Source organism: Mucilaginibacter flavus (assembly GCF_030409315.1).
Lineage (GTDB): Bacteria > Bacteroidota > Bacteroidia > Sphingobacteriales > Sphingobacteriaceae > Mucilaginibacter > Mucilaginibacter flavus.
Genome location: NZ_JAUFPS010000030.1, coordinates 20992 through 42231, shown reverse-complemented (window position 1 = coordinate 42231; position 21240 = coordinate 20992). Strand labels below are relative to the sequence as shown.

The following is a 21240-nucleotide window of genomic DNA, read 5'->3' as shown; positions in this document are numbered from 1 at the left end:
AGTAATTAACCATACGGGGACATATGATGTAGGGGGGAATTAAACGGTAAGGGTTTCCTGGCCTTTTTCCCAGTTGCAAGGGCAAAGTTCGTCGGTTTGTAAACCATCAAGTACACGTAAAACTTCTTTAACGTTACGACCTACGCTTAAATCGTTAACAGATACCCAACGGATAATGCCGGTAGGATCAACGATGAAAGTAGCACGGTAAGCGATTTTTTCAGTTGGCTCTAAAATACCAAGGTCTTCGGCTAATGATTTTGAAGTATCGGCAAGCATCGGGAATTTCAGGTCGCGCAAATCGTCATGATCTCTTCTCCAGGCAGCATGAACAAATTCAGAATCTGTTGAAGCACCAATTAAACGGGTTTCGCGATCACGGAATTCGCCAAAGTTTTTGTTGAACTCAGCAATTTCTGTTGGGCACACAAAAGTGAAATCTTTTGGCCACCAGAACATTACTGTCCAAACGTTATCGTCATTTACAAGGTACTCAGAAGTAAGTGTTTCAAACTCTTTTCCTTTTTCGATACTAACTACGGCAGTTTTAGAAAACTGGGGGAATTTTTGTCCTATCGTTAACATAAGTGTTCTTTTTTTATTATTTATGCAAATATACTGTTTTAAAAGTCTGTACTTCATTCTAAAAATCTATACCGTATAGATTTTATTGATATTGATTCTGCTCAATATAAACAACTACTATTGACTTTCAGGGCTTTAACGAAAGTTTTTGGGTTTAATTAAAATATCTATCTTGGTATTATGAAAACCAAACCTATTTTGATCATCATCGCTGTTATTTTATTAATAGCAGGCGGCGCTTTTTTTTATCTGCGCATCAAAAACAACAAACCAGGCAAAGGCGAAGTACAGCTGTTTTTAAACGCATTTAATAAGCAAATCAAAGCTGGCAACGTTGATTCGGCGAAAGCGTATTTTGAAGATCAGCAGAAAGGGAAATTGGTTAAAGTACTGTTAAACGTACTTTGTAATAAAACCAACACCGGCGGTAAGGATAAACCCTTGTTTAAACTAAGCATGAATACCGAAGATGCTTTGATTACAGTAGTAAACTCCGAATTTGTAACCGCGAGGGTGGCTACTAAATTTACCTATGATGGTTTGCCCCAGGAGTTATCGACCATTTTATTTACCATTCACAAAATTGTAGGCGGGCAATATAAAATTACCCAGGTGGATGCGCGTGGATTTGTGAAAGATTATGTGGCTTTTCAAACAAAGGTATATAACAAAATTACCCCCGTTACAGATATTTATAGTGCCATTACCCTTGCAGCCTTTAAAGCCGCCGAAAAACTACAAACTCGATACGATAGTGTGTTGTGGTTTGATCATGTAAACAACAAAACCTTTTATTATGTAATAAAGGGGAAACTACCAGACGGATTCAATTATGCTAATAAACCATTAGAAAATGACGCCAGCGATTATAAGATGGGACTTGTAAATCCAGATTTGAAAGAAATAATCCCGGTTGAGTACGATTTGATTCATAATGTTAGTGGCGCGATTGAAGGTTTAATAGAAGTAGAGAAAGCAAAAAAGAAAGGGTTTTATAAAATCGATGGCAAGATGGCCGTGCCTGTGGAGTATGATGAGGTTTATCCTTTAAAAGCTGGTGGAAATCTTGCCGTTTTAAAAAATGGAGATGATTTCTTTTATTTAAAAGCCGACACTACGGTATCTGAAAAGATAGCTGATTTTAAGGTGGCTGACATGGTACCTCTAATAAAGACCTTTGGCGACTCTTACACACTTTCTGAGAAAAGCTCGAAAAATATCATGGAGTATAATTCAAAAGAGCGGAATGCCTCGCTGGTAATAGCTCCATCATACCTGGTAAATTTGCAATTGTTAGATAAGTTTCTTGATTTTCCAAACCCTTTGCGCAAGGTTTTAGGCGAGGAAGAAGAAGAAGGTAGCGGTTACATTGATGTTGCTTTTGATGGTGAAAAGAAAGGTGACGATGATAATTGGTTTCAAACTGCTTTTTATTCTATAGCGGACGATTACTTAGGCGGACGTGGCGGGCTTTACAAAAGTAAAAGCATATTGGTGGTTGATAAGAAACATAATCAAATTTTAGGCTTTAATGGTGATGTATACATTGGAGGGGAGGAAGGTTATGGCGAGCTTTCTGGTAGTTGCAATGAAAATTCCTTAAAGGCAATCAACGACTCATTATTTGAGTATAAAACCACCGCTCAAATTGGCTACCCGCTATTTAACCCGGAGGTAACTATAGATGAGGGGACATATTATCGATACCTGCAAGTTAAGAATGGCAAGTTTGTATTACTTCCATCTCGCAGGGTTTTTCCTACGCAATTTATAAAATTGGATGATTCATACCTCCAAGGCTGCTATGTTTTGGGTATAGGAACGTATTCGAATAGGAAAACCAAAACAATTGATCATGTTACAAAGGAAATATTGCAGTACATGAAAAATGAAATCTATGCATCTTACAAATACCGGTTTAAAGCCAAAGAGTGGAATGATGCATTTGCTTACCGTTTTAACAGCGTAGATACCACAACAAACGTAAGTGTTGATGATTCCCTTACCGTAATTGATAAATACAACATCGCCTTCATCAACAGTAAGTTAAATGGTGCCCCAATTTTAAACGTTAAAAAAGTAAATACGCTGGCTGCCCGATGAGCATTACCGGCCGTATTTTAAGGTACATTGCTTTCTTTTGGATAGCTGTTTTAAGCTTTGGTACTTTTTATGAAAGTTTTGCGCATAACCACGCTTTCTTTTTAGGCTTCAAACAGGCAGCCATTAAAACAGGCTGGTATATGCCGGCTTTTTATTGCCATATTTTTGCCAGTAGTGTGATATTGTTGGTTGGCTTTTTTCAATTTTCTGAAAAAGTGTATAACAACAAGAACCTACACCGGGCATTAGGCAAAATATATGTGTTCGGGGTATTGCTCATATCCGCACCCGGCGCTTATGTCATGACGCTATTTGTTAATCGTGGGGCAGGTGTATTTATCTCCTTTTTTATTCAAAACACGTTGTGGGTAGCATCTACACTGGCCGCGCTGTTACTAATTAAGAGAGGGAATGTAGAAGAGCACGTTAAAATGATGCACCGCAGTTATGGACTGGCCTTTGGCGCTGTAACACTTCGTTTTTACATCTGGCTGTTCCATGTGGTAGGCAACGGTGTAAATTTCGATCACAACTATATCATTATCGCCTTTTTAAGCTGGGTGCCCAATTTGATATTGGTGGAGGTAATAAATTGGAGGCGAAGCCCCAATTTATAGATGTGCAAATATGCAGATTACAGATTTGCAGATGATTTTTCAATTTGCATATCTGTAATCTGTATATCGTATTTAATTTAATGATGTGCGGATATTTTTTCATTTGCACATTTGAAATCTGGACATCTGAAATCTGCATATCTGCACATCTGAAAATTACAATATAAACTTCGTGCTCAGGAAATTACTATCGTTGTCGTTTACAATTTCGTTGAGAATCTGTTTGTTGGTTTCGTTCATTTTGGTGGCTACCAATGAGCGGATAGAGAATGACCTTAAGGCATCATGTACCGATAACGTACCTTCGGCACTATCCTTACGACCGGTGAACGGAAAAACATCCGGTCCGCGCTGGCATTGGCTATTGATGTTTACCCGGCTCACCAGGTTCACAAACGGATCTATCAGCGATGAAATTTCTTTGGCATCGTTACTAAAAATACTCACCTGCATGCCGTGGGGCGAGTCTATCTGGTATTCAATAGGTTCTTCTATCGATTCAAATGGGATCACCGGGATAACGGGACCAAATTGTTCCTCACGGTATAACCTCATTTTTTCATTAACCGGGTAAACTACCGCCGGGTAAAAGAATGACGCTACGGTTTCGCCGCCATTTTCGTTAACTACCTTTGCGCCGTTTGCAATGGCATCAGCAACAATATCGGTGAGGTATTCGGTTTTGTTTGGCTCCGGTAGTGGCGTAAGTTTTACATCCTGGTCCCACGGTAAGCCAAATTTAAGTTTGGCTACAGCTTCGCTCAGGAGTTTCAAAAACTCGTCGGCTACTTCCTTTTGCACAAATATCATTTTGATAGCCGTACAGCGCTGACCGTTAAATGATAACGCGCCCAATATACACTCGCTAACAGCTAAATTTAAGTCGGCGTTTTTGGTAACGATGGCCGCGTTTTTAGCATCCAAACTTAATACCGCCCGCAAGCGATTTATTTTAGGGTGACGTTTTTTAAGATCGTTAGCTACCTTGCTCGAACCGATAAAGGCCAGTACATTCACCTTACCTGATGCCATCAACCCCGGTGTAACTACAGAGCCGCGGCCGTAAATGGTATTTACAACCCCTTTAGGAAATGATTCCTGGAAAGCGCGCAGTAATGGATAGTGTAAGAGTGTACCGTGCTTAGGTGGTTTAAATAAAATGGTATTGCCCATTATCAGGGCGGGGATAAGGGTAGTAAATGTTTCGTTAAGCGGATAGTTAAATGGCCCCATACATAGTACCACACCCAATGGCGAGCGGCGGATCTGGGCTACCAATCCTTCGGCCATTTCAAAACGGGATGATTGACGGTCAATATCCTTAAGCGCATCAATGGTAGCATTGATGTACTCAATGGTACGGTCAAACTCTTTGGCCGAATCGCCGTAGGACTTACCTATCTCCCACATTAATAGTTTGATAACCAGGCTGCGTTGTTCGCTCATTTTAAAAATGAAACGTTCCATGCATTTAATGCGGTCGGGGATACTCATGGTAGGCCATTCGCCGCGGCCATTATCATAAGCCGCAATGGCGGCATCAAGTGCTTCAAACGCTTCCTTTTCGGTGCAAACGGGGTAAGTACCAATCAGTTTCCGTTTAAAGCCATCAGCGCCGAAGAACCCAATAGGAGAATACACTTCGCTTACCTCGCCGGTCCAGGGTTTCATTTCGCCGCCGCTCAGGTATTCGCGCTGGTGAACCTCCTCTATCTGAAAACCGTAGCCTATCAGGCTTTCATCTACAAATATTGAACTTAGCTGTTCTTTAAAACTCATATTTTTCAGGCATTAGATTTTTATAAAGATAAAAAAAGCCTGCTTTTATAAGCAAGCTTTTTGATGCCGAAGCGTACAATTAACAAATTGATAATTTAGGCGCTCTCTTTATATAAAACCATGCCGGCATGATAAAAAACACCGTCTTTAAAATCGCCAACGGCAGTAAAGCCGCTATCGTCAAGGTATTCAACGTGATTACCCAGGCGGTTGTAATAACCTGTAAAGGCACTTTTTATATCGCCGCGTGCTTCATTGTAGCGGCCGTTTGGTAAAAACTCATGGCGTACATGGCCATCTTTGGTTACCCAGACGCCTATATGCTCATTGTTTTTCATTTTTTTTAATATGCTGTTGATATGGTTAAATCTTTCCATGTTTCTAAATCGGTTTGTACCGATGCTATCTTTTGCTGGGCCACCTGGTAGGCATCAGCCCCTAAAAATAAATTCAGGGGAGCATCGGGATGGTTGGCAATGCTGATCATCGCTGCAGCAGCTTTTTCGGGATCGCCAGCCTGTTGCTGATTAAGGTCGTTCTGATGTAAACTTTGCGAGTCGCGTACATTCTGGTATGCATCTATAGTGTTTTTTGGCGTTACCAGTGATCCTTCTGAAAGGAAATTAGTACGGAAGTAGCCGGGTTCAACCACGGTTACTTTGATGCCAAATGGCTTAACCTCTGTTTGCAAGGCCTCGGTAAATCCGTTAACCGCAAATTTGGTAGCGCAATAAATGCCAAAACCTGGGTAACCACCTGCAAAACCACCTATTGACGAGATATTGATGATGTGGCCCGATTGCTGGTTTCTTAAATAAGGCAATGCCTTACGTATAACATTTAGCGAACCAAATACATTTACATCAAAATTATCGCGAGCCTCCTGGTCGGTAGTCTCTTCTAAACCACCAAGCATTCCATATCCTGCATTGTTAACTACTATATCAATTTTACCAAAAGTGCTTACTGTTTTTTCAATAGCCTCCTGTACGCTTTCTTCATTTTTGATATTTACGGCAAGGGGTAAAAAGTTGTCGTTTTGTTGGCCAACGGCGTTTTGCAGTTCGCTGATGTTTCTTGAAGTTGCGGCTACTTTATAACCTTCACTTAATAGTCTTTTTACAAGGGTAAGTCCCAGGCCTTTTGAGGCACCGGTTACAAACCATATATTATTATTGTTCATTGTTGTTTTTTGATTTAAGGTGATTTTTATGGTGTCACCGATTGTTTTTTGATTTTAGTTTTTTAACGTGTTTGGCCAAGTGGTCTTAGTACCAGATCGTTAATGGTGACATTTCCCGGCTGACTGATAGCGTATATTACAGCGTCGGCAATAGCATCTTCATCCATCTTTGGCATGTTAGTCAAATTGCCGTAGAGGGCTTTAATCCTGGGGCTGGTAATATCATGGCCTAACTCGGATTGGGTTGCTCCCGGGAAAATAGTAGTTACCTTAACGATTTGGGCTACTTCCTCGCGCAGGGTTTCCATAATGGCTTTAACCGCGAATTTTGTACCGGAGTAAACGCCAATCCCAGGGGATGTTTTGATACCTCCCACCGAAGAGGTAGCCAGGATATGCCCCTGCCCGCGGCTAAGCATATGCGGCAATACCGCATTAATCCCGTATAGAACACCTTTTATGTTGATATCGATCATCTTATCCCACTCATCAACCAGGCCTTCTTCAAAAAAGGAGATAGGCATAATACCCGCATTGTTCCATAGCACATCTACATGGCTAAATTTGGCTATGGCCTGTTGGATAAGATTATCCAGATCTGCACGTTTGCTTACATCTGTTGTTACGTAAATGGCATTATCGCCCAATTCGGCTACCAAGGCTTTAAGCTGATCTTCACGCCGGGCGGCTAAAACTACTTTAGCACCAAGCTTAGCCAGTTTGCAGGCGGTTGCCGCGCCCATGCCGCTGCTTGCGCCGGTTATTACTACAACTTTATCTTTAATGTTTTCCATTTTAGGTATCTTTGCGTAAAGGTTTTACCATTTAGTCGAAATCTGTAGCGCAGGTAATATCTTCCCACTCGTGGATCTCTTTGTACAAGCCATCCAGCTTGGTTAAAGCCCTGTTATAAGCATCGCCACCCAATAGCAAATACAGTGGTGGATTTTCTTCGTACACAACATTGATAATGCTTGTAGCAGCTTTTTCCGGGTCGCCGGCTTGCTGTCCATCCATCTTTGAGTATTTGCAGTGCGATTCACGTACATCGGCATAATCTTCAATACGATTACTGGTCATGGTTAATGAGCCTGCAGTAAGGAAACTTGTACGGAACGCGCCGGGTGCAACTATAGTAACTTTAATGCCTAAAGCTTTAACATCCATAGCCAAAACCTGGGATAGGCCAATAACGGCATGTTTAGCAGCAGCGTAAACCGCCCAGCCGGTACCGCCAACAATACCGGCGATTGATGCTATGTTGATAATATGGCCCGAGCGTTGTTTACGCAGGTAAGGCATCACAAACCTGATTACGTTGAGTGTGGCAAATACGTTTACATCAAACGCGGTGCGGGTTTCGGCATCGGTTAGTTCTTCAATGGCACCGCCTATGCCATAGCCGGCATTGTTGATCACTACGTCAATTTTGCCAAAGGTTTCATAGGTATGTTGCAGCGCCAGGGAAACACTCGCCTCGCTAATCAGGTCGACCTGAAGTGGTAAAAAATTAGTTGAGGTTGAGCCAACAGCATCGGTTAACTCTTGTTGGTTCCTGGAAGTAGCGGCAACAAGCTGACCAGCATCCAGTAATTGTTTTACTAAACTGAGCCCAAATCCCTTTGAAGCACCAGTGATAAACCATACTTTTTTGTTGTCCATAAGTTTTTGTTTGATAAAACAAAGGTACTATGGCAAACGGGGCGGGGCATTACGTTAATCAAACCAATGGTTACAAAATTCAAACATTTCTGAATGTGGATGGCGTTTGCTGGGTTTGTTTTTTGAAAAAGTTATTAAAATGGGTAGGCTCTTCAAAGCCCAGGCAGTAGCCAATTTCAGAGATGTTCCAATCGGTGTGCCTTAATAACGATTTAGCTTCGCTTAGTAAACGCTCGGCAATGTGATCGGTGGTGGTTTTTCCGGTGGTTTCGCGGATGGCGCGGTTAAGGTGGTTTACGTGTACGGATAACCTTTGCGCGAAATCATTTGCCGACCGTAAGTTGAACCTTTGCGACGGCGTTTCTATCGGGAACTGCCTCTCCAGCAGCTCGGTAAATACAGAGGTGATGCGCGATTTGGCATCAGCATGCTGGTGTACGTTTTCTGAGGGTTGGGTTTTAAGGGCGTAGTAGCACATTTCGGTAACGTAATTTTTGATTAGCTCATATTTGAAGCCGTAATCAGAATTAAGTTCCTCGGCCATTTTTACGAAGAGGCTGCTGATATATTTGTCCTGGGTTTCATCTAACGCGTAAACCGGTTTAGCGCCAATGGCAAACATGGGCAGCTCGGCCAGGCCGCCACGGAACCTATCGGCAAAAAAAGACTCTGTAAAAATGCAGAAGAAGCCCGTACGGTCGTCACTCAAATGCTCAAACGTATACGGTACATGCGGACTGAAAAACATGAGCGAAGTACCCGAAAGGTTGATACTTTTATCGGCATAATGAATAATATTATCCCCGTGCATCAGGCTTATTTTATAAAAGCTGCGGCGGCTGTACGTAACCGGCTTGGCATTGGGGCCAATGCAATCCTCAATCCTGAACACGTTAAAATGCCCTATATTTTGCTGCAGATTATCTGGCAGCCAGTCGAATTTTTGTTTGTAGAAATCTTCGAGTGTTTCAGTAGTCATATTCAAAATTACGAAATTCAAACCGTGTGTCAAGCGGGGGAATTGTTTTTACCCACAGATGATATACCTTTTTGATGCCAAAATGTTTGATTATCGCCGCTTTTAACTCCCAAACAGTCGCGTTACACTCCAATTACCACCTTTTTATGCACCATTGTGTACCCATTAAGCCCCGTTATTATCCGGTTATGCACCATTTAGCTTTTTTAGCTTCAAAAAGTGTGAAATTAATGGAAGGCTATCGTACCAAAACCAACCATCTGCGCACTGTCTTTAAAACGCCTCTGTAATCAACGCGTGGTGCACCGGCGACTTGTACTTAACCAAACTGGTTTTAATATAGGTCATGATATCGTAGTCGCTCATTTTTTTTACCTGGGTAATGGTGGGACGGTAAAGTTCAATAAACTGGTGCAGCGAATCATCGGGCAGGGCGGTAAGCTGGGCCACGCGCTCGTCGCTAAAGCGGCTGTCAATGTATTCGCCCTGCTCATAGGCAATAAGCGCTTTCTTCAATTTATAAGCGTTGCTATGTTTGTAGGTAAGCAGGGCTATTAACTGGCTCGGCACAATAACAACCCCGGCCATCGGGATGGGCCCCACACCTATCACCGGCCTTACAATATCAGTAAACTTTGGCGGGTGACTGGCAAACGTTTTGGCAAACTCCTTACGGTTACTTATCGAATCCTTCACCCTATCGCGCCGGGCGCTAATGTTAACCTGGTTAAGCTCAATAGTGCTTTGCTCAAGGGCAATAGCCACCGTGTTAATCTTGCTTACATCAACAGGTAATACATACATTTTATAGCCCTGCATTTTAACCTTAAGCGTATCCTTTAATTTAGCGGTGCTAACCGCGAATTCGCCGGTTATATTGGTAATGGCGGTGCCGCTGGCCGTGGTAATCCAGGCGCCGCTAATACGTTGCCCCGTATTTTTGTCGGTAACAATGCCGCTTAGTTTTTGACCGTAGCCCGCCAGGCAGGTACACAACAACAAAAGGAGTAATAAGTACCGCATATCAAAAGGTTGGTTTAGTGATCAGTACATTACAAATGTAATTAACAGGGATGATGAACGGAATAGGTTTAACAAGTTTTAACGTTGGTTGATTAGTTGAATTTGGCCATCAAGTTAGTCAAAAATCAGGTAATCATTAATCCTATAAATCACTGTTCAGAAAAAAAGCAAATCAAAATCGTAAACTCTATAACCAACAAAAGCCATCGATGAGATGGCTTTTGTTGGTTATAGAAAAATTAGTTCAAAAAGTCTCACTGTCCGCAAGTCTCATAGTCCCAAAGTCCAATAATCCTATTTGTCTTTAATAAACTTGGCTAAAGCTTTGCCGGCGGCGGCGTATGATTCGGCGAGGCGCGAGCCGGTGTCATAATCATAACCACCAAATGTACGACCGGGTGCTTTTTCAACCGAAATGGTAGCCAGCACTTTGTTGCGGTTAGCAGTTTCCACAATCACGGCGTCGCCACTTATTTTGGCATTTTCGCGGCTAATGTAAATATTGTAACCAGGCTCGGTAAACCAGGTGTTAAATATAATGGTGTATTTGGCCTTTTTATTTTCGCTCATATTGCTGTATTTGCTAAAAAGCTCAATAAATTTAGGTTCAAATAAACCCTGGCGATCGCTTACCCAGGCTTTTACCCAGGTATCGCCCCGACCTTCTTCCTTTTTGTTGTAATCGGTACGTTTTTTTTCCAGGTAGTCGGCCTCATCTTTGTACTTGCCCACGCCCATGTTGTTGTAGGTAAATTCAAAGTTAACCTCTGTTTCGGCTTTTAATGGACCAAAATCGCCATCTTTTAGTTTAACTTTTTGAGCCATTGATGTGGCAGATAACGATAGTAGGGCAATAAATGCAGCACCGCTAAGTAATAATTTCATTTGAGTGATTGGTTTAATTGTTGCCTAAAGCTAAGAATATTTTTTAGTAGCAAGTGGCAAGAATTGTGATTTGCTTTCATTCTTTGAACAACTCAATCCTTGTTGGTGTTCCCACGGCACGCTGTTGCGTGTTTTCACCAACGGCAGGTTCACATTGTGAAATGTAGTCGGTTTCAAGACGCATCGGAGCTTTCACCCAGTCCAATACATTAAACGGATGAAAAAAGGCTTTGGCATATCTGAAGGTTATAGCGTTTCAACTATCTTTGGTTTGGCCACTACGCCCTCAAGGACACAAAATTTAACTGAATGTGAAGGCAAGTATAATTTTTTCTAGTCTTGTTATCGTCCTGGTTGTTTGCAATAGCGCCAATAATAAATTAATTACTCACTCACACTCAATAAATCAACTTGCCGGATCAAGCAGGAAGACTCAAAAAAATGCAGGCACAACTATAATTAAATCGGATACAGAACAAAAATAACGCGGCTCGCAAACTTCTTCGAATTTGGAGAGCGAAGGGTACCGATAATACAATTTTTGAAATAAGAAAATCGACAATATTCTAACTGGAACACTTCAAATCCTATAAATATAAAATGTTAGGTGACAGTATTAAAATATACTACGATGTTTTTAGTGAAAGTTTTGGATTTAAATTTAGAAATCAGGACACCTTAATTTTGTGTGGCGAAGAAGGGGCTGATGAATATTACAGAATAAAAAAACAAGGGTGATGTGCAGCACGCAATTCCAGCAGGGAAACACCAACAAGTAACAAAACAAGGCCCGGCATTACGGGCAGGCTTCGTTTATTTTATAATATTACATCTACCGATTTCGAAACACGAGACATGCGTGCCGCCAGCAAGAGGGCTATTTTCAATTTGAACATTGCCCTCGTTGTGAAGTTTTATAGCAAATATAAGACGTTCCTCCAAAGTAAATTATAAGTCAACTTTTGATTTTAACTTATGATAAAACTTCTATGTATAAGGCATAGAGTTTTATCAATTAGTTATTTTCTTCCAAGCCAATCATATATTTCTTCAATGAAAGATAGCTCTTCGCCAGTTACGTAATAGGTGTGGGAGTTTTCATTTCTTATCCTATTAAGTTCAACCATCCATTTTGTCTTAGCTTCTTTTCCTCCTGAAATTTTTTCTTCACCCGGCTTTGTGAATTGCATTTCAAAAAGTTTTTGCCAATTTTTTAAAATGATTTCGCGGTAGTCAATAAGATGAAGCTGATCCCAGGGCTCCTTTTCGTCTTCTTCTTCGTCAATATCTCGATTTTTTTTTGCAGCCAAAGCGATAGCATCAGAATATATCTTTTCAGGAACTCCTTTCTTAAACCAAGCTTTTCCAAATTCGTCTTCCAATTTCTGCCTAACAACGCTCTTTAAATATGTGCTTTCGATTTCCCTAATGTACTTAAATGCCATTTCGTTATTTTCTTTCTCCTCTTTCTTCAAATATTCTGCGAGTCCTTCAAAGTGAATTTCTGGAAAATCCTCTCTAAGAGCAAATTGTAAAGTCCTCCAATATTTCGCATCACCAGGCATTCCGTAAGAGGACTTTAATTCATTTATTTTGATCTCATTGATTCCTCTATAAAACTTAATTATACTAGTCAGATAAGGTTTGACCTCTTCAAAAATCTCTTTTGCAGAAGTGTTTTTGTCTATCATGTCGTGATTTGTTAAATGGTTTACACAGTCATTTAATATCATTGTGATCCCATAAAAACCCTTATTTATTACAATAATGTTTCCTTCCTGTTCCCATAATTCTTCAAGTTCATATTTTAAATAGGAAAAACTTCTGATGAGAAAATCAGAGAGGGTCAGATAGGCGCGGTTCAGATTGCCAGTATAGAAGGTGCCTGATTTCTCAATTTCTTTAGCCTTCACCTTTCCTAAGAAATCGCCTCTGGAAAGAGCAATTCCGATTTGTTGAGTCGATATTGCCTTTTTGTCTTCTCCTATTGAAATTTTATTATACAGAGGCGAATTTCTATCTTCACCTAATTTTATTGCTACTCTTGATTTTAGAGCCCTGATTTGATCTACATAACTCTCAGAATCCCACAATAAATCTGCATCTAAAGTATTTCTTAAATCTTTTGAAACGGGTTTCTGGTTTTCATTTATTTGCATAAACAACCTCACCTGTTCCGAACGCTCTAAATTTATCAAAGCCACTACTGGAATGGTATTGGTATTTTTGTACTTCGAATTAGAATATCCATATAATCGGTGCTGCCCATCAATAATGTAAGATGATCGATATTTTTTTGGCAAATGAAGTATTCCGATTCTGGATATTGCCTCAGGAACTTGATTACTACTTTTTTCAAAAAATATATCTTTATTTTTATCTGAAACGATGTTAATTATTACAGAATTAGGAAAATAACCGCCTTCCTCTTCAAGAAATTTATGAATTTCTTTTATCCGAGCCTTTTTAATAAGTCTTTGATATGTTGGCATCATATTCTCATTCGCTTTATTTCGATGTAATACGTACCCTATTTTTAATAGCTTTTCAGGTTCTATTGAAAAAGAATAATAAGTATGCCCTCCCATTTTTCCTTCGATTGCAGGTATTCGGTTTTCTAAGTCGGGAATTTCCTGTCCTGCAAACAGTGCCCCTAAAAGTTGATATCTTGAAGCCGTTCCCAATTGAGAGTGCAGTGAATAGTAATAATCTATTACTTCTTCAGAAAAATGTATAGCGTCAAATTTAGCTAAAGCTGTTTCATCTTCTGTGGACATCCCTATGTTTCGAGTTGCCAAAATGAATTTGAATTTTGGTTTTGTGTTTGGAAACAGTGCATGTATAGTATTAATAATCCCAGCTTTTTTGAATTTTAGACCTTCTAGCTCATCACTAAAATCGCAAGAGATATTTTTTATTGAAGAACGACATTCAATAATTAAGACGGTTTCATCATCCTTTGCAAAAACGTCTATTCCGTGAATTAGCGATGGGTCTTTTTTGTCGTAGGGAAAACCAAAACTATCTCTGTTTAATATCTTAAAACCCAGTTGCGCAAATAATGACCATACTTTATCTTTAAAAAGTATGTCATCTTCCTTAGCCTTGGAAACCTTAGTTTTTGATTTTAAAATAACGTCTATTTCCCAACCATCATTAAGCTTTTCTTGAAGAGCAGAGGAACCGTTGTTAAAACTCTCCTTATAAGAGTCTGTTTTCTTGGTTCGTAGCAATTTATAGATGTCTTCTTCACCGATAAAATTGCCTAAAATGGTATTTCTTAAATCCTCCGTCATAACTCAATGTTTGTAAAAATATACTCTTCAGTTTGCCCCCTTGTTGCTCTATTACCTCCAATCGCGTTCCCCCTTTTTAATTCATGTCTTGTATCGCCTTTCTCGAAGATGTCTTTTATCGTTTTGTGAGCGGCGTTAGACAAAATGTAATATGCTCCAATTGCTTTTATTTCACTTATCATGTTACTAAGTCTAAATTGATCTTCTAACGAAAAAATCTTTTCATTATATTTGATGAAGCCATTGTTATTGTGTGAAACAGTATACGGAGGATCTAAGAATACCAAATCACCAGCATTTATATTTGTCATCACCGAATAAAAGTCACCCTGAAATATGGTCGTATTAATTAAAGCTAAGCTTGCCATTTTTAGAGTTTCAACGTCTACGTAATAGTCTTTTTCTCTAAAACCATAAGGCACATTGTATTTCCCCTTCAAATTGACACGATAAATACCGTTAAAAGAGGTTTGATTTAGATATATAAACTTCGCTGCGCGATCTAATTTATTTTCAAAAATAGTTTCTCGGATATCATAGTAATATTTTTCTTCGTTCTTGAAGGTTCTCAATCGTTCGATGACACCATTAACCTCATCCTTTATCGTCTGATAGGTTTCAACTAAATCTGTGTTTAAGTCCGACAAAAAAGAATGTCCGTTTGGTGATAGATAAAAATACGTTGAAGCTCCGCCGAGAAATGGCTCATGGTAATTGTTAAAGTCAAGTTTTTTGACTTTTCTCAAATGCTTGATGAGCCAAGTTTTTCCACCTGCCCACCTTAAAAAGGGGCGTGCGTATTCAATTTTGTTTAGGTTTAGGTCTTTCATTTAATTGGGAAAAATGAAAGTAATAATAAAATTAGATTATAATAATAAAAAGTTAAAATAGAGTTTCCCATTCTGCGTACAGCATATGCCACACTCGCAAAACTTGCCCCAAACAATTTCACCCAAGCCCAACCACAACGTTGGGCTTTTGCATAACCCCAATGTCGCAATAGGGATAGAAACGGATACCGGCCAATGTCATTAAGTTAAGGATTTAATGTTGATTTTAATATCGAACACTGAATGTCCAATATCGAATAATGAAGTAAAACCCTTCGGTGTTGGACATTCGAAATTCATTATTCGATATTATTTCTAATTCTGTTTTTCCTTAACTTAATGACATTGGGATACCGGCCTGTGACTAAGGCCTTGTGCAGTATGAGTGGATAGCCCGGGCCGCAGGTATTGCACTTGTTAATTCAAAAGTTAAAATTAAAAAGTCAAAAAATAACTTACGAGGAAAGATTTGCTAAGGGGGGCGTGCGCTTTATGTTTACAGTTCCATCTGTTATAATCTCTACGGCTCAGATAGTTACCCAAGCACCTCAATCTACAGCTATTTTGACAGCCACATAATGTTTCTGTGTAATAAAATTTCCCGATATGATTTATACTTTTGCGGCATGGAAGCCAGACTTGAAGCACACTATCAAAACCGCATTTATTATTTTACCGTTGTAGACAGAAAGCCTGCCGCGATCACCATTGCTATGTACACCACTATTTACACCTTTGTGCAGGTTGGCGAACGCTGGGTTAATCACGGCTCCAATAAAATGGAAATGTCGGGCGATTTGATTGCAGCCGTTTTGGTTGCAGCCGGAATAGTTTAACTGCTGCAACCTTACCAGTGTGTGCTACATGCAGATATAAGGTAAGTTTACGCTTGCGCGGCCTTTGGAAATTCAAAAGGTAAAATTCAAAAATTGCTTCGGTTAGGTATGGCAAAATTCTTCGGAAGCATGCCTGGGCTGTATAAGCAGGTATATTTTGTTGCAAATTTTATTTACATAGGGTCATAGTAACTCAAATACTATTTTTGTGCTTTATATTTAAAGCTTTTAAGTAACAAAACCTGTGGTTGTATCGTAATAAAGGCTGATTAATTATTAGTTACAATGACCCCTTTAGTTTTATTCGGTGCGATTTTGTTATCGTTAGCCATTTTTTTGATTTTAGCCATCGCGTTTTTTAGTTTACTCAAGTACATAAAAAAGCAATATTACCCCAATTGGAAGTTCCCCGATTACATTAGCGTAGGTTACGCCGAATACCTGTATCGTAAATTTATTAAAAAAGATTTGCCGAGGTGAGGAATAGAGTCAAGAATTAAGAGTCAAGAATCAAGACGGAAAGTTGTCAGCGTTGAGTTGTCATCGTGGAACTTGTTTCAGGCCGCCACAGGACAGGTTTTCTATTTGGAATACGCTAAGAGAATGGGAGCCGAAACAATTTCAGCAATACTCTATCTCGCCGCCATTACCTCATTAGTCAGCTTCACAAAGTCTTCTACACTCAGGCGTTCGGCACGGAGATCGAGCGTTGGGTTGTCGGTCATTTTTTCTTTGTTGATGAGGCTTGATATAGCATTGCGCAGGGTTTTGCGGCGCTGGTTAAAGCCGGCTTTTACAATTTGCCAAAAAAGCTTTTCGTCGCAATCCAATGTTTCGGCCTGGTTGCGGGTAAGGCGGATCACTGCCGATAACACCTTGGGCGGTGGATTAAATACCCCGGCTTTTACGGTAAATAAATACTCTACCTTATAGTAAGCCTGCAAAAATACGCTCAGGATGCCATATTCTTTACTGCCGGCTTTGGCGGCGCAGCGTTCGGCTACTTCTTTTTGAAACATGCCCACTACCTCAATTACCTGGCTGCGGTTATCTAAAACCTTAAAAAGAATCTGCGAAGAAATATTGTAGGGGAAGTTACCGATGATGGCAAAGGGCTTATCGGTAATGGTTTTAAAATCCATCTCCAGGAAGTCGGCATTCATCAAGCGGTTGCCCAGCTGGGGGTATTTCTTTTTCAGGAAATCAACAGATTCCGTATCGATATCAATTACCGAAGTTTCGTACTCGGTTTTGAGTAATAAAAGATCGGTGAGCACGCCCATACCGGGGCCAACTTCCAGCACGTTGGTAAAACGGTCGGCCGGTTTCAGGCTGTCCACAATTTTGGAAGCGATATTTTTATCGGTAAGAAAGTGTTGCCCTAAATGTTTTTTTGCCCGTACCAGCGTCATTATTAATTAAATATTTGAGCAAATTACGTGATATTTGCGCTTTAATCAGGAACAAATCTTTTATTTGCGGTGAGGGAGAGGTAAAAGGCGAAAGGTAAAGGGTAAAAGGCCAGCCTTTTGATAAAGGATTTTTGGACAAAGGAGCAAGGATTTTGACTTTGAGACTTGCGGACTATTGGACTATTTAGGAGAGAAGATTAAAAGGGAATAGATAAGATTATGGAGTTGACATTCTGAAAATTCAATAATTCGAAAAATTCCGGTTCAGATAAAAAAGAACAACCAATAATAAATTAATCATTGATAACACAGTGCAATCGCCTTAAATCGGTGCAATCACAATAATCAATGAAATCAAAATAATAACATGAGCGATAAAATAAAAATAGGTATCAGTATAGGTGATGTGAATGGCATTGGGTTAGAGATTATTATTAAAACCCTGGCCGATAGTAAAATTTATGATTACTGTACCCCTATTGTTTATGGCCATACCAAGGTGGCATCTTTTCACCGCAGGGCTACGCAGGTGAGCGAACTTAATTTCCAGGTAATTAATGATCCCGGGCAGGTTCACTACCGAAAAGCCAACATGATCAATTGCTGGGAAGAGGATGTGAAAATTGAGCCCGGGCATGTTACGGAAGCTGGCGGCAAATACGCGCTGATCTCTTTAGAACGTGCTACTTACGATTTAAAGGAAGGTTATATTGATGCCCTGGTTACAGCGCCTATCAATAAAGATAACATCCAGAGCGATAAATTTAATTTCCCCGGCCATACCGAATACCTGCAACAGCGTGATGGCGCTGCCGAATCATTAATGTTTTTGGTGAGCGATACTTTACGTGTTGGCGTGGTTACCGGTCATATCCCTATCAGCAAGGTTGCCGAAAGCATTACTACCGATAAAATTATTGCCAAGCTAAAGCTGATGAACCAGAGTTTGCAAAACGATTTTTGGATTCGCAAACCTAAAATTGCCGTGCTGGGCCTTAACCCACACGCCAGTGATAATGGTTTGATAGGCAGCGAGGAAAAGGAGATCATCATCCCGGCCATTGAAGAGGCCCGCAATAATGATGTGCTGGCTTTTGGTCCATACCCTGCTGATGGCTTTTTTGCTAATGGTACCTACCTGCAGTTTGATGCTGTACTGGCCATGTATCATGATCAGGGGCTTATTCCGTTTAAACAGATAGCTTTTGAATCGGGCGTTAACTTTACCGCCGGACTAAACTTTGTGCGCACATCGCCAGATCATGGTACAGCATATGATATTGCCGGCAAAAATATGGCGTCGGAGATATCATTCCGCGAGGCTTTATTTACAGCGATACACATTGTAAAACACCGTAAAGAAGGTAAAGAACTGGCCGAAAATCCGCTGTTATTTACCAAGCTAAGCCGCGATAGGGACTAAAAACAGGAGCGTAACCATAATGTTTTAATTTAATTACCGTTAAATTAAAACATTTGCTCAGTAATTACATTTACTCCCTTAATGAATACTTTCTCGGACCGGATACGATCCATTGATGCTTTTCGTGCTGTAACCATGCTGCTCATGATCTTTGTGAATGACCTTGATGGCATTCCGGGTACACCGCAGTGGCTTAAACACGTTGCAGCAAACGCCGATGGATTAGGTTTGGCCGATACTATTTTCCCGGCGTTTTTATTTATTGTAGGGTTATCAATTCCTTTCGCTTTTCAAAACAGGTTAAAAACAGGTAACTATAAAATGCTGGGCCGGATAGCCAGCCGGTCGCTGGCGTTGGTGTTCATCGGGTTTTACCACTCTAACATGGAAACCTATAATGAGCATACCACCGCGCTGCCCAAACCGGTATGGGAAAGCCTGGTAACGTTTAGTTTCTTTTTCATCTTTTTAGATTACAGCAAGGAAACCACCAAACTAAAAAAATACCTGTGCCAAGGCTTCGGTGTGGCACTGCTGATTGCCATGTCGGTAATATACCGCACCAGCGATCCTGGTCATACCTGGCTGCATTTTACGTGGTGGGGTATATTGGGCCTTATAGGCTGGAGCTATTTGCTTTGCGCGCTTATATACTATTACTCCAACGGCCATTTGTGGATACAGGCCACAGCGTGGATCTTTTTTATGTTTTTTAACCTCGATGTTCATTTCGGGATGCTCAACTTTTTAGCCCCCGTACAGCAATACGTATGGATAGCCGGTAACGGCGCTATGCAGGCTTTTACCATGGCGGGGGTGTTTGTATCGGTACTGTACATGCGTTTAAAGGCCAATAACGAATTAAAAATGCTTTGGGCTGCCCTTGTGCTTATGGCTATCATATTATTCAACCTGGGTTTTATAGTACGGTATTTTAGCGGGGGAATTTCCAAAATAAGAGATACTCCTTCATGGGTGCTCATTTGCACCGGCATCAGCCTGGTGGTATACGCCATGTTTATTTTTATTGTCGATTTTAAGCACAAGTACAACTGGTTTAAAGTGATTGAGCCGGCAGGCACCAACACCTTTACCTGTTACATTGTACCCTTTATATTTTACCCCTTGTATGAGCTAAGCAACATAGGCTATCCCCAATACCTAAGCGAAGGCACAGGGGGACTCATCAAATGCATTGTGTTCGCCTTTGTAATGGTTTGGTTAACGGGGTTGCTGGATAAGATTAATATCAGGTTGAAGATATAGTTTTTGAGGTGAAAGGGTAAAGGTTAAGGGTGAAAGGTAAAAGGAAGCTGCGGGCTTAGTTAAATGTCTTTTATTGCTTCTTCGATATCTTCTTTAATAAATTCCCATTGCTTGTTTTTAAGACAAATTGGATCTAAGTCGTAGTCGGCTGATGTGAAATTGATAAAATTACTTCGAATTAAATCTTCATCGTGCGTCCACTCAAATCGTTGTTGGTGAAGTGCTATCATTTTGTCAATCGGATATTGTTCAAGTAACTCATGAAGATCCCAAAAGTCTTTCTTTCTACCGCCTCTTTGTATGGTATCAACTTTCATGGCAATAATTTCTTCGATGGTAGCCATTCTAACACCTTCTTCCATATTCACTCCTTGAAAAAAAAGGGTCCATAGAATAATACAAATCTATTTTGACAAGGTCTGTAGCATCTGCCCCTATTAAATAAGATTTACCAAGCCCTGGATTGCCGCCAAAATCTCCATTAACATAGTCGAAGTTGTCTTTGAGATAATTTTCAATTGCATCAAAATTGATCGATCCGTATGGAGCATCGGTAAAGAGGTCAATATCTACAGACATTCGATGCCCTAATACGATGCTCAAAGCAGTGCCACCTACGAGCCTGAAGTTTTGTAGTTCTACGGCTTGCATTAGTTTAAAAAGGGATTTCTTTAAAAGATTGGTGACGGTATTCCAATGAAGCATCTTATTTGATTTTTAAATGGGGCATTATTGGGATATTGCTATTAATATCCTGCTCTCCTATAACAGATCGAATTTTTTCTGGCCCATAAAAATTGATGATTCCGTTTCTCTCCAGTTCGTTTCCTCGCTGAAAAACCCGCTCGATAACAGCCCTGTATTGTTGGTGCCAATCAATTTTATTGATGTCGGTGTCCCAAAACAAAGCATTTCGTAATACTGATAAATCGGGATGTATATCGGCTCTGTGTTTTTCTTTTTCTCTTTTGATCTCGTAATAAGTTTGCAAAAGTAGCATGGTGCCCTCTTCAAATCCAAGCGCTTTATCAACTTTAAGCGATAGGGCAGGGGTAAAGCCGCGCCGACCCTTGGTGATATCGTTCAGGATTTGGGGGTACTCGGATAACATACGGGCAAAAGGCCCTTTCTTAAGCTTTCTTTTAGTAAGCTCCCGATCCAGGATCAATCCAGGATGAATACCCTTGTATTTTGCCAAAGCAGATTCCACAGTCAAAAATAAACAAATTTGTTTATAATAAATCATTGTTAATGCCTGGTGTTTTATTTTATCCTCAATTGAGCATTGCCTATCTGGTAAACAAGTCTGGCGCAAGAAAAATCGGAATAGTTATGTAGCTTTGTACGTGGATAAAAATTAG

General features: G+C 40.2%; 21 protein-coding genes. 6 read left to right on the top strand and 15 right to left on the bottom strand.

Going from position 1 to position 21240, the window contains the following annotated elements; translation table 11 throughout:
• Window positions 1-39 precede the first annotated feature (39 nt).
• Entirely contained in the window at window positions 40-585 is a 546-nt protein-coding gene (locus QWZ17_RS14210; RefSeq protein WP_290305908.1) for a peroxiredoxin, read from the bottom strand.
• Between the two features lie 180 nt (window positions 586-765).
• On the opposite strand from QWZ17_RS14210, the gene QWZ17_RS14205 reads away from it, so the two are divergent.
• Together QWZ17_RS14205 and QWZ17_RS14200 are read left to right on the top strand one after the other, a co-directional pair.
• Window positions 766-2688: a WG repeat-containing protein gene (locus QWZ17_RS14205; RefSeq protein ID WP_290305907.1), complete on the top strand. Its 1923-nt coding sequence runs from the start codon at window positions 766-768 to the stop codon at window positions 2686-2688.
• Window positions 2685-3305, top strand: coding sequence for a DUF2306 domain-containing protein (locus QWZ17_RS14200; protein WP_290305906.1), 621 nt, complete (start codon window positions 2685-2687; stop codon window positions 3303-3305). The genes QWZ17_RS14205 and QWZ17_RS14200 overlap by 4 nt, the downstream gene beginning before the upstream one ends.
• A gap of 156 nt (window positions 3306-3461) precedes the next feature.
• Here QWZ17_RS14200 and QWZ17_RS14195 read toward each other — a convergent pair whose 3' ends face one another.
• The 10 genes from QWZ17_RS14195 to QWZ17_RS14150 form a co-directional block, all read right to left on the bottom strand.
• Window positions 3462-5084, bottom strand: a complete 1623-nt coding sequence (locus QWZ17_RS14195; protein ID WP_290305905.1) for an NADP-dependent glyceraldehyde-3-phosphate dehydrogenase — start codon at window positions 5082-5084, stop codon at window positions 3462-3464.
• A gap of 95 nt (window positions 5085-5179) precedes the next feature.
• The gene (locus QWZ17_RS14190; protein ID WP_290305904.1) at window positions 5180-5461 is read right to left on the bottom strand and encodes an Atu4866 domain-containing protein; all 282 of its coding nucleotides are present in this window, start codon (window positions 5459-5461) and stop codon (window positions 5180-5182) included.
• On the bottom strand, window positions 5428-6267 hold the full coding sequence (locus QWZ17_RS14185) for an SDR family oxidoreductase (protein WP_290305903.1): 840 nt from the start codon (window positions 6265-6267) through the stop codon (window positions 5428-5430). The genes QWZ17_RS14190 and QWZ17_RS14185 overlap by 34 nt, the downstream gene beginning before the upstream one ends.
• Window positions 6268-6329: 62 nt before the next feature.
• Entirely contained in the window at window positions 6330-7061 is a 732-nt protein-coding gene (locus QWZ17_RS14180; RefSeq protein WP_290305902.1) for an SDR family oxidoreductase, read from the bottom strand.
• Between the two features lie 31 nt (window positions 7062-7092).
• A complete protein-coding gene (locus QWZ17_RS14175; RefSeq protein ID WP_290305901.1) occupies window positions 7093-7929 on the bottom strand; it encodes an SDR family NAD(P)-dependent oxidoreductase in 837 nt (278 codons plus the stop codon).
• Between the two features lie 79 nt (window positions 7930-8008).
• Window positions 8009-8908: a helix-turn-helix domain-containing protein gene (locus tag QWZ17_RS14170; protein ID WP_290305900.1), complete on the bottom strand. Its 900-nt coding sequence runs from the start codon at window positions 8906-8908 to the stop codon at window positions 8009-8011.
• Between the two features lie 273 nt (window positions 8909-9181).
• Complete coding sequence (locus tag QWZ17_RS14165; protein WP_290305899.1) at window positions 9182-9931, bottom strand: carboxypeptidase-like regulatory domain-containing protein; 750 nt, start codon at window positions 9929-9931, stop codon at window positions 9182-9184.
• 294 nt (window positions 9932-10225) lie between these two features.
• Window positions 10226-10816, bottom strand: a complete 591-nt coding sequence (locus QWZ17_RS14160; protein WP_290305898.1) for a hypothetical protein — start codon at window positions 10814-10816, stop codon at window positions 10226-10228.
• A gap of 1019 nt (window positions 10817-11835) precedes the next feature.
• Complete coding sequence (locus QWZ17_RS14155) at window positions 11836-14112, bottom strand: DGQHR domain-containing protein (protein WP_290305897.1); 2277 nt, start codon at window positions 14110-14112, stop codon at window positions 11836-11838.
• Entirely contained in the window at window positions 14109-14942 is an 834-nt protein-coding gene (locus tag QWZ17_RS14150) for a DNA adenine methylase (protein ID WP_290305896.1), read from the bottom strand. Before QWZ17_RS14150 ends, QWZ17_RS14155 begins: the two co-directional genes overlap by 4 nt.
• Before the next feature lie 626 nt (window positions 14943-15568).
• On the opposite strand from QWZ17_RS14150, the gene QWZ17_RS14145 reads away from it, so the two are divergent.
• Window positions 15569-15778, top strand: coding sequence for a hypothetical protein (locus tag QWZ17_RS14145; RefSeq protein WP_290305895.1), 210 nt, complete (start codon window positions 15569-15571; stop codon window positions 15776-15778).
• A gap of 285 nt (window positions 15779-16063) precedes the next feature.
• On the top strand, window positions 16064-16258 hold the full coding sequence (locus QWZ17_RS14140; protein WP_290305894.1) for a hypothetical protein: 195 nt from the start codon (window positions 16064-16066) through the stop codon (window positions 16256-16258).
• Between the two features lie 152 nt (window positions 16259-16410).
• Here QWZ17_RS14140 and rsmA read toward each other — a convergent pair whose 3' ends face one another.
• Complete coding sequence (gene rsmA / locus QWZ17_RS14135; RefSeq protein ID WP_290305893.1) at window positions 16411-17190, bottom strand: 16S rRNA (adenine(1518)-N(6)/adenine(1519)-N(6))-dimethyltransferase RsmA; 780 nt, start codon at window positions 17188-17190, stop codon at window positions 16411-16413.
• Between the two features lie 367 nt (window positions 17191-17557).
• Here rsmA and pdxA point away from each other — a divergent pair, with 367 nt between their 5' ends.
• A complete protein-coding gene (gene pdxA / locus QWZ17_RS14130) occupies window positions 17558-18613 on the top strand; it encodes a 4-hydroxythreonine-4-phosphate dehydrogenase PdxA (protein WP_290305892.1) in 1056 nt (351 codons plus the stop codon).
• 81 nt (window positions 18614-18694) lie between these two features.
• On the top strand, window positions 18695-19879 hold the full coding sequence (locus QWZ17_RS14125; RefSeq protein ID WP_290305891.1) for a DUF5009 domain-containing protein: 1185 nt from the start codon (window positions 18695-18697) through the stop codon (window positions 19877-19879).
• A 59-nt stretch (window positions 19880-19938) separates the two neighbouring features.
• On the opposite strand, the gene QWZ17_RS14120 is transcribed toward QWZ17_RS14125, so the two are convergent.
• Genes QWZ17_RS14120 through QWZ17_RS14110 form a run of 3 tightly spaced genes read right to left on the bottom strand, consistent with a single transcriptional unit; the run spans window position 19939 to window position 21125 of the window.
• Window positions 19939-20241 carry a nucleotidyl transferase AbiEii/AbiGii toxin family protein gene (locus tag QWZ17_RS14120; protein ID WP_290305890.1) on the bottom strand — a complete coding sequence of 101 codons (303 nt, stop codon included), beginning with the start codon at window positions 20239-20241 and terminating at the stop codon, window positions 19939-19941.
• The gene (locus QWZ17_RS14115) at window positions 20225-20530 is read right to left on the bottom strand and encodes a nucleotidyl transferase AbiEii/AbiGii toxin family protein (RefSeq protein WP_290305889.1); all 306 of its coding nucleotides are present in this window, start codon (window positions 20528-20530) and stop codon (window positions 20225-20227) included. Before QWZ17_RS14115 ends, QWZ17_RS14120 begins: the two co-directional genes overlap by 17 nt.
• 55 nt (window positions 20531-20585) lie before the next feature.
• Window positions 20586-21125, bottom strand: coding sequence for a helix-turn-helix transcriptional regulator (locus QWZ17_RS14110; RefSeq protein WP_290305888.1), 540 nt, complete (start codon window positions 21123-21125; stop codon window positions 20586-20588).
• Window positions 21126-21240 lie beyond the last annotated feature (115 nt).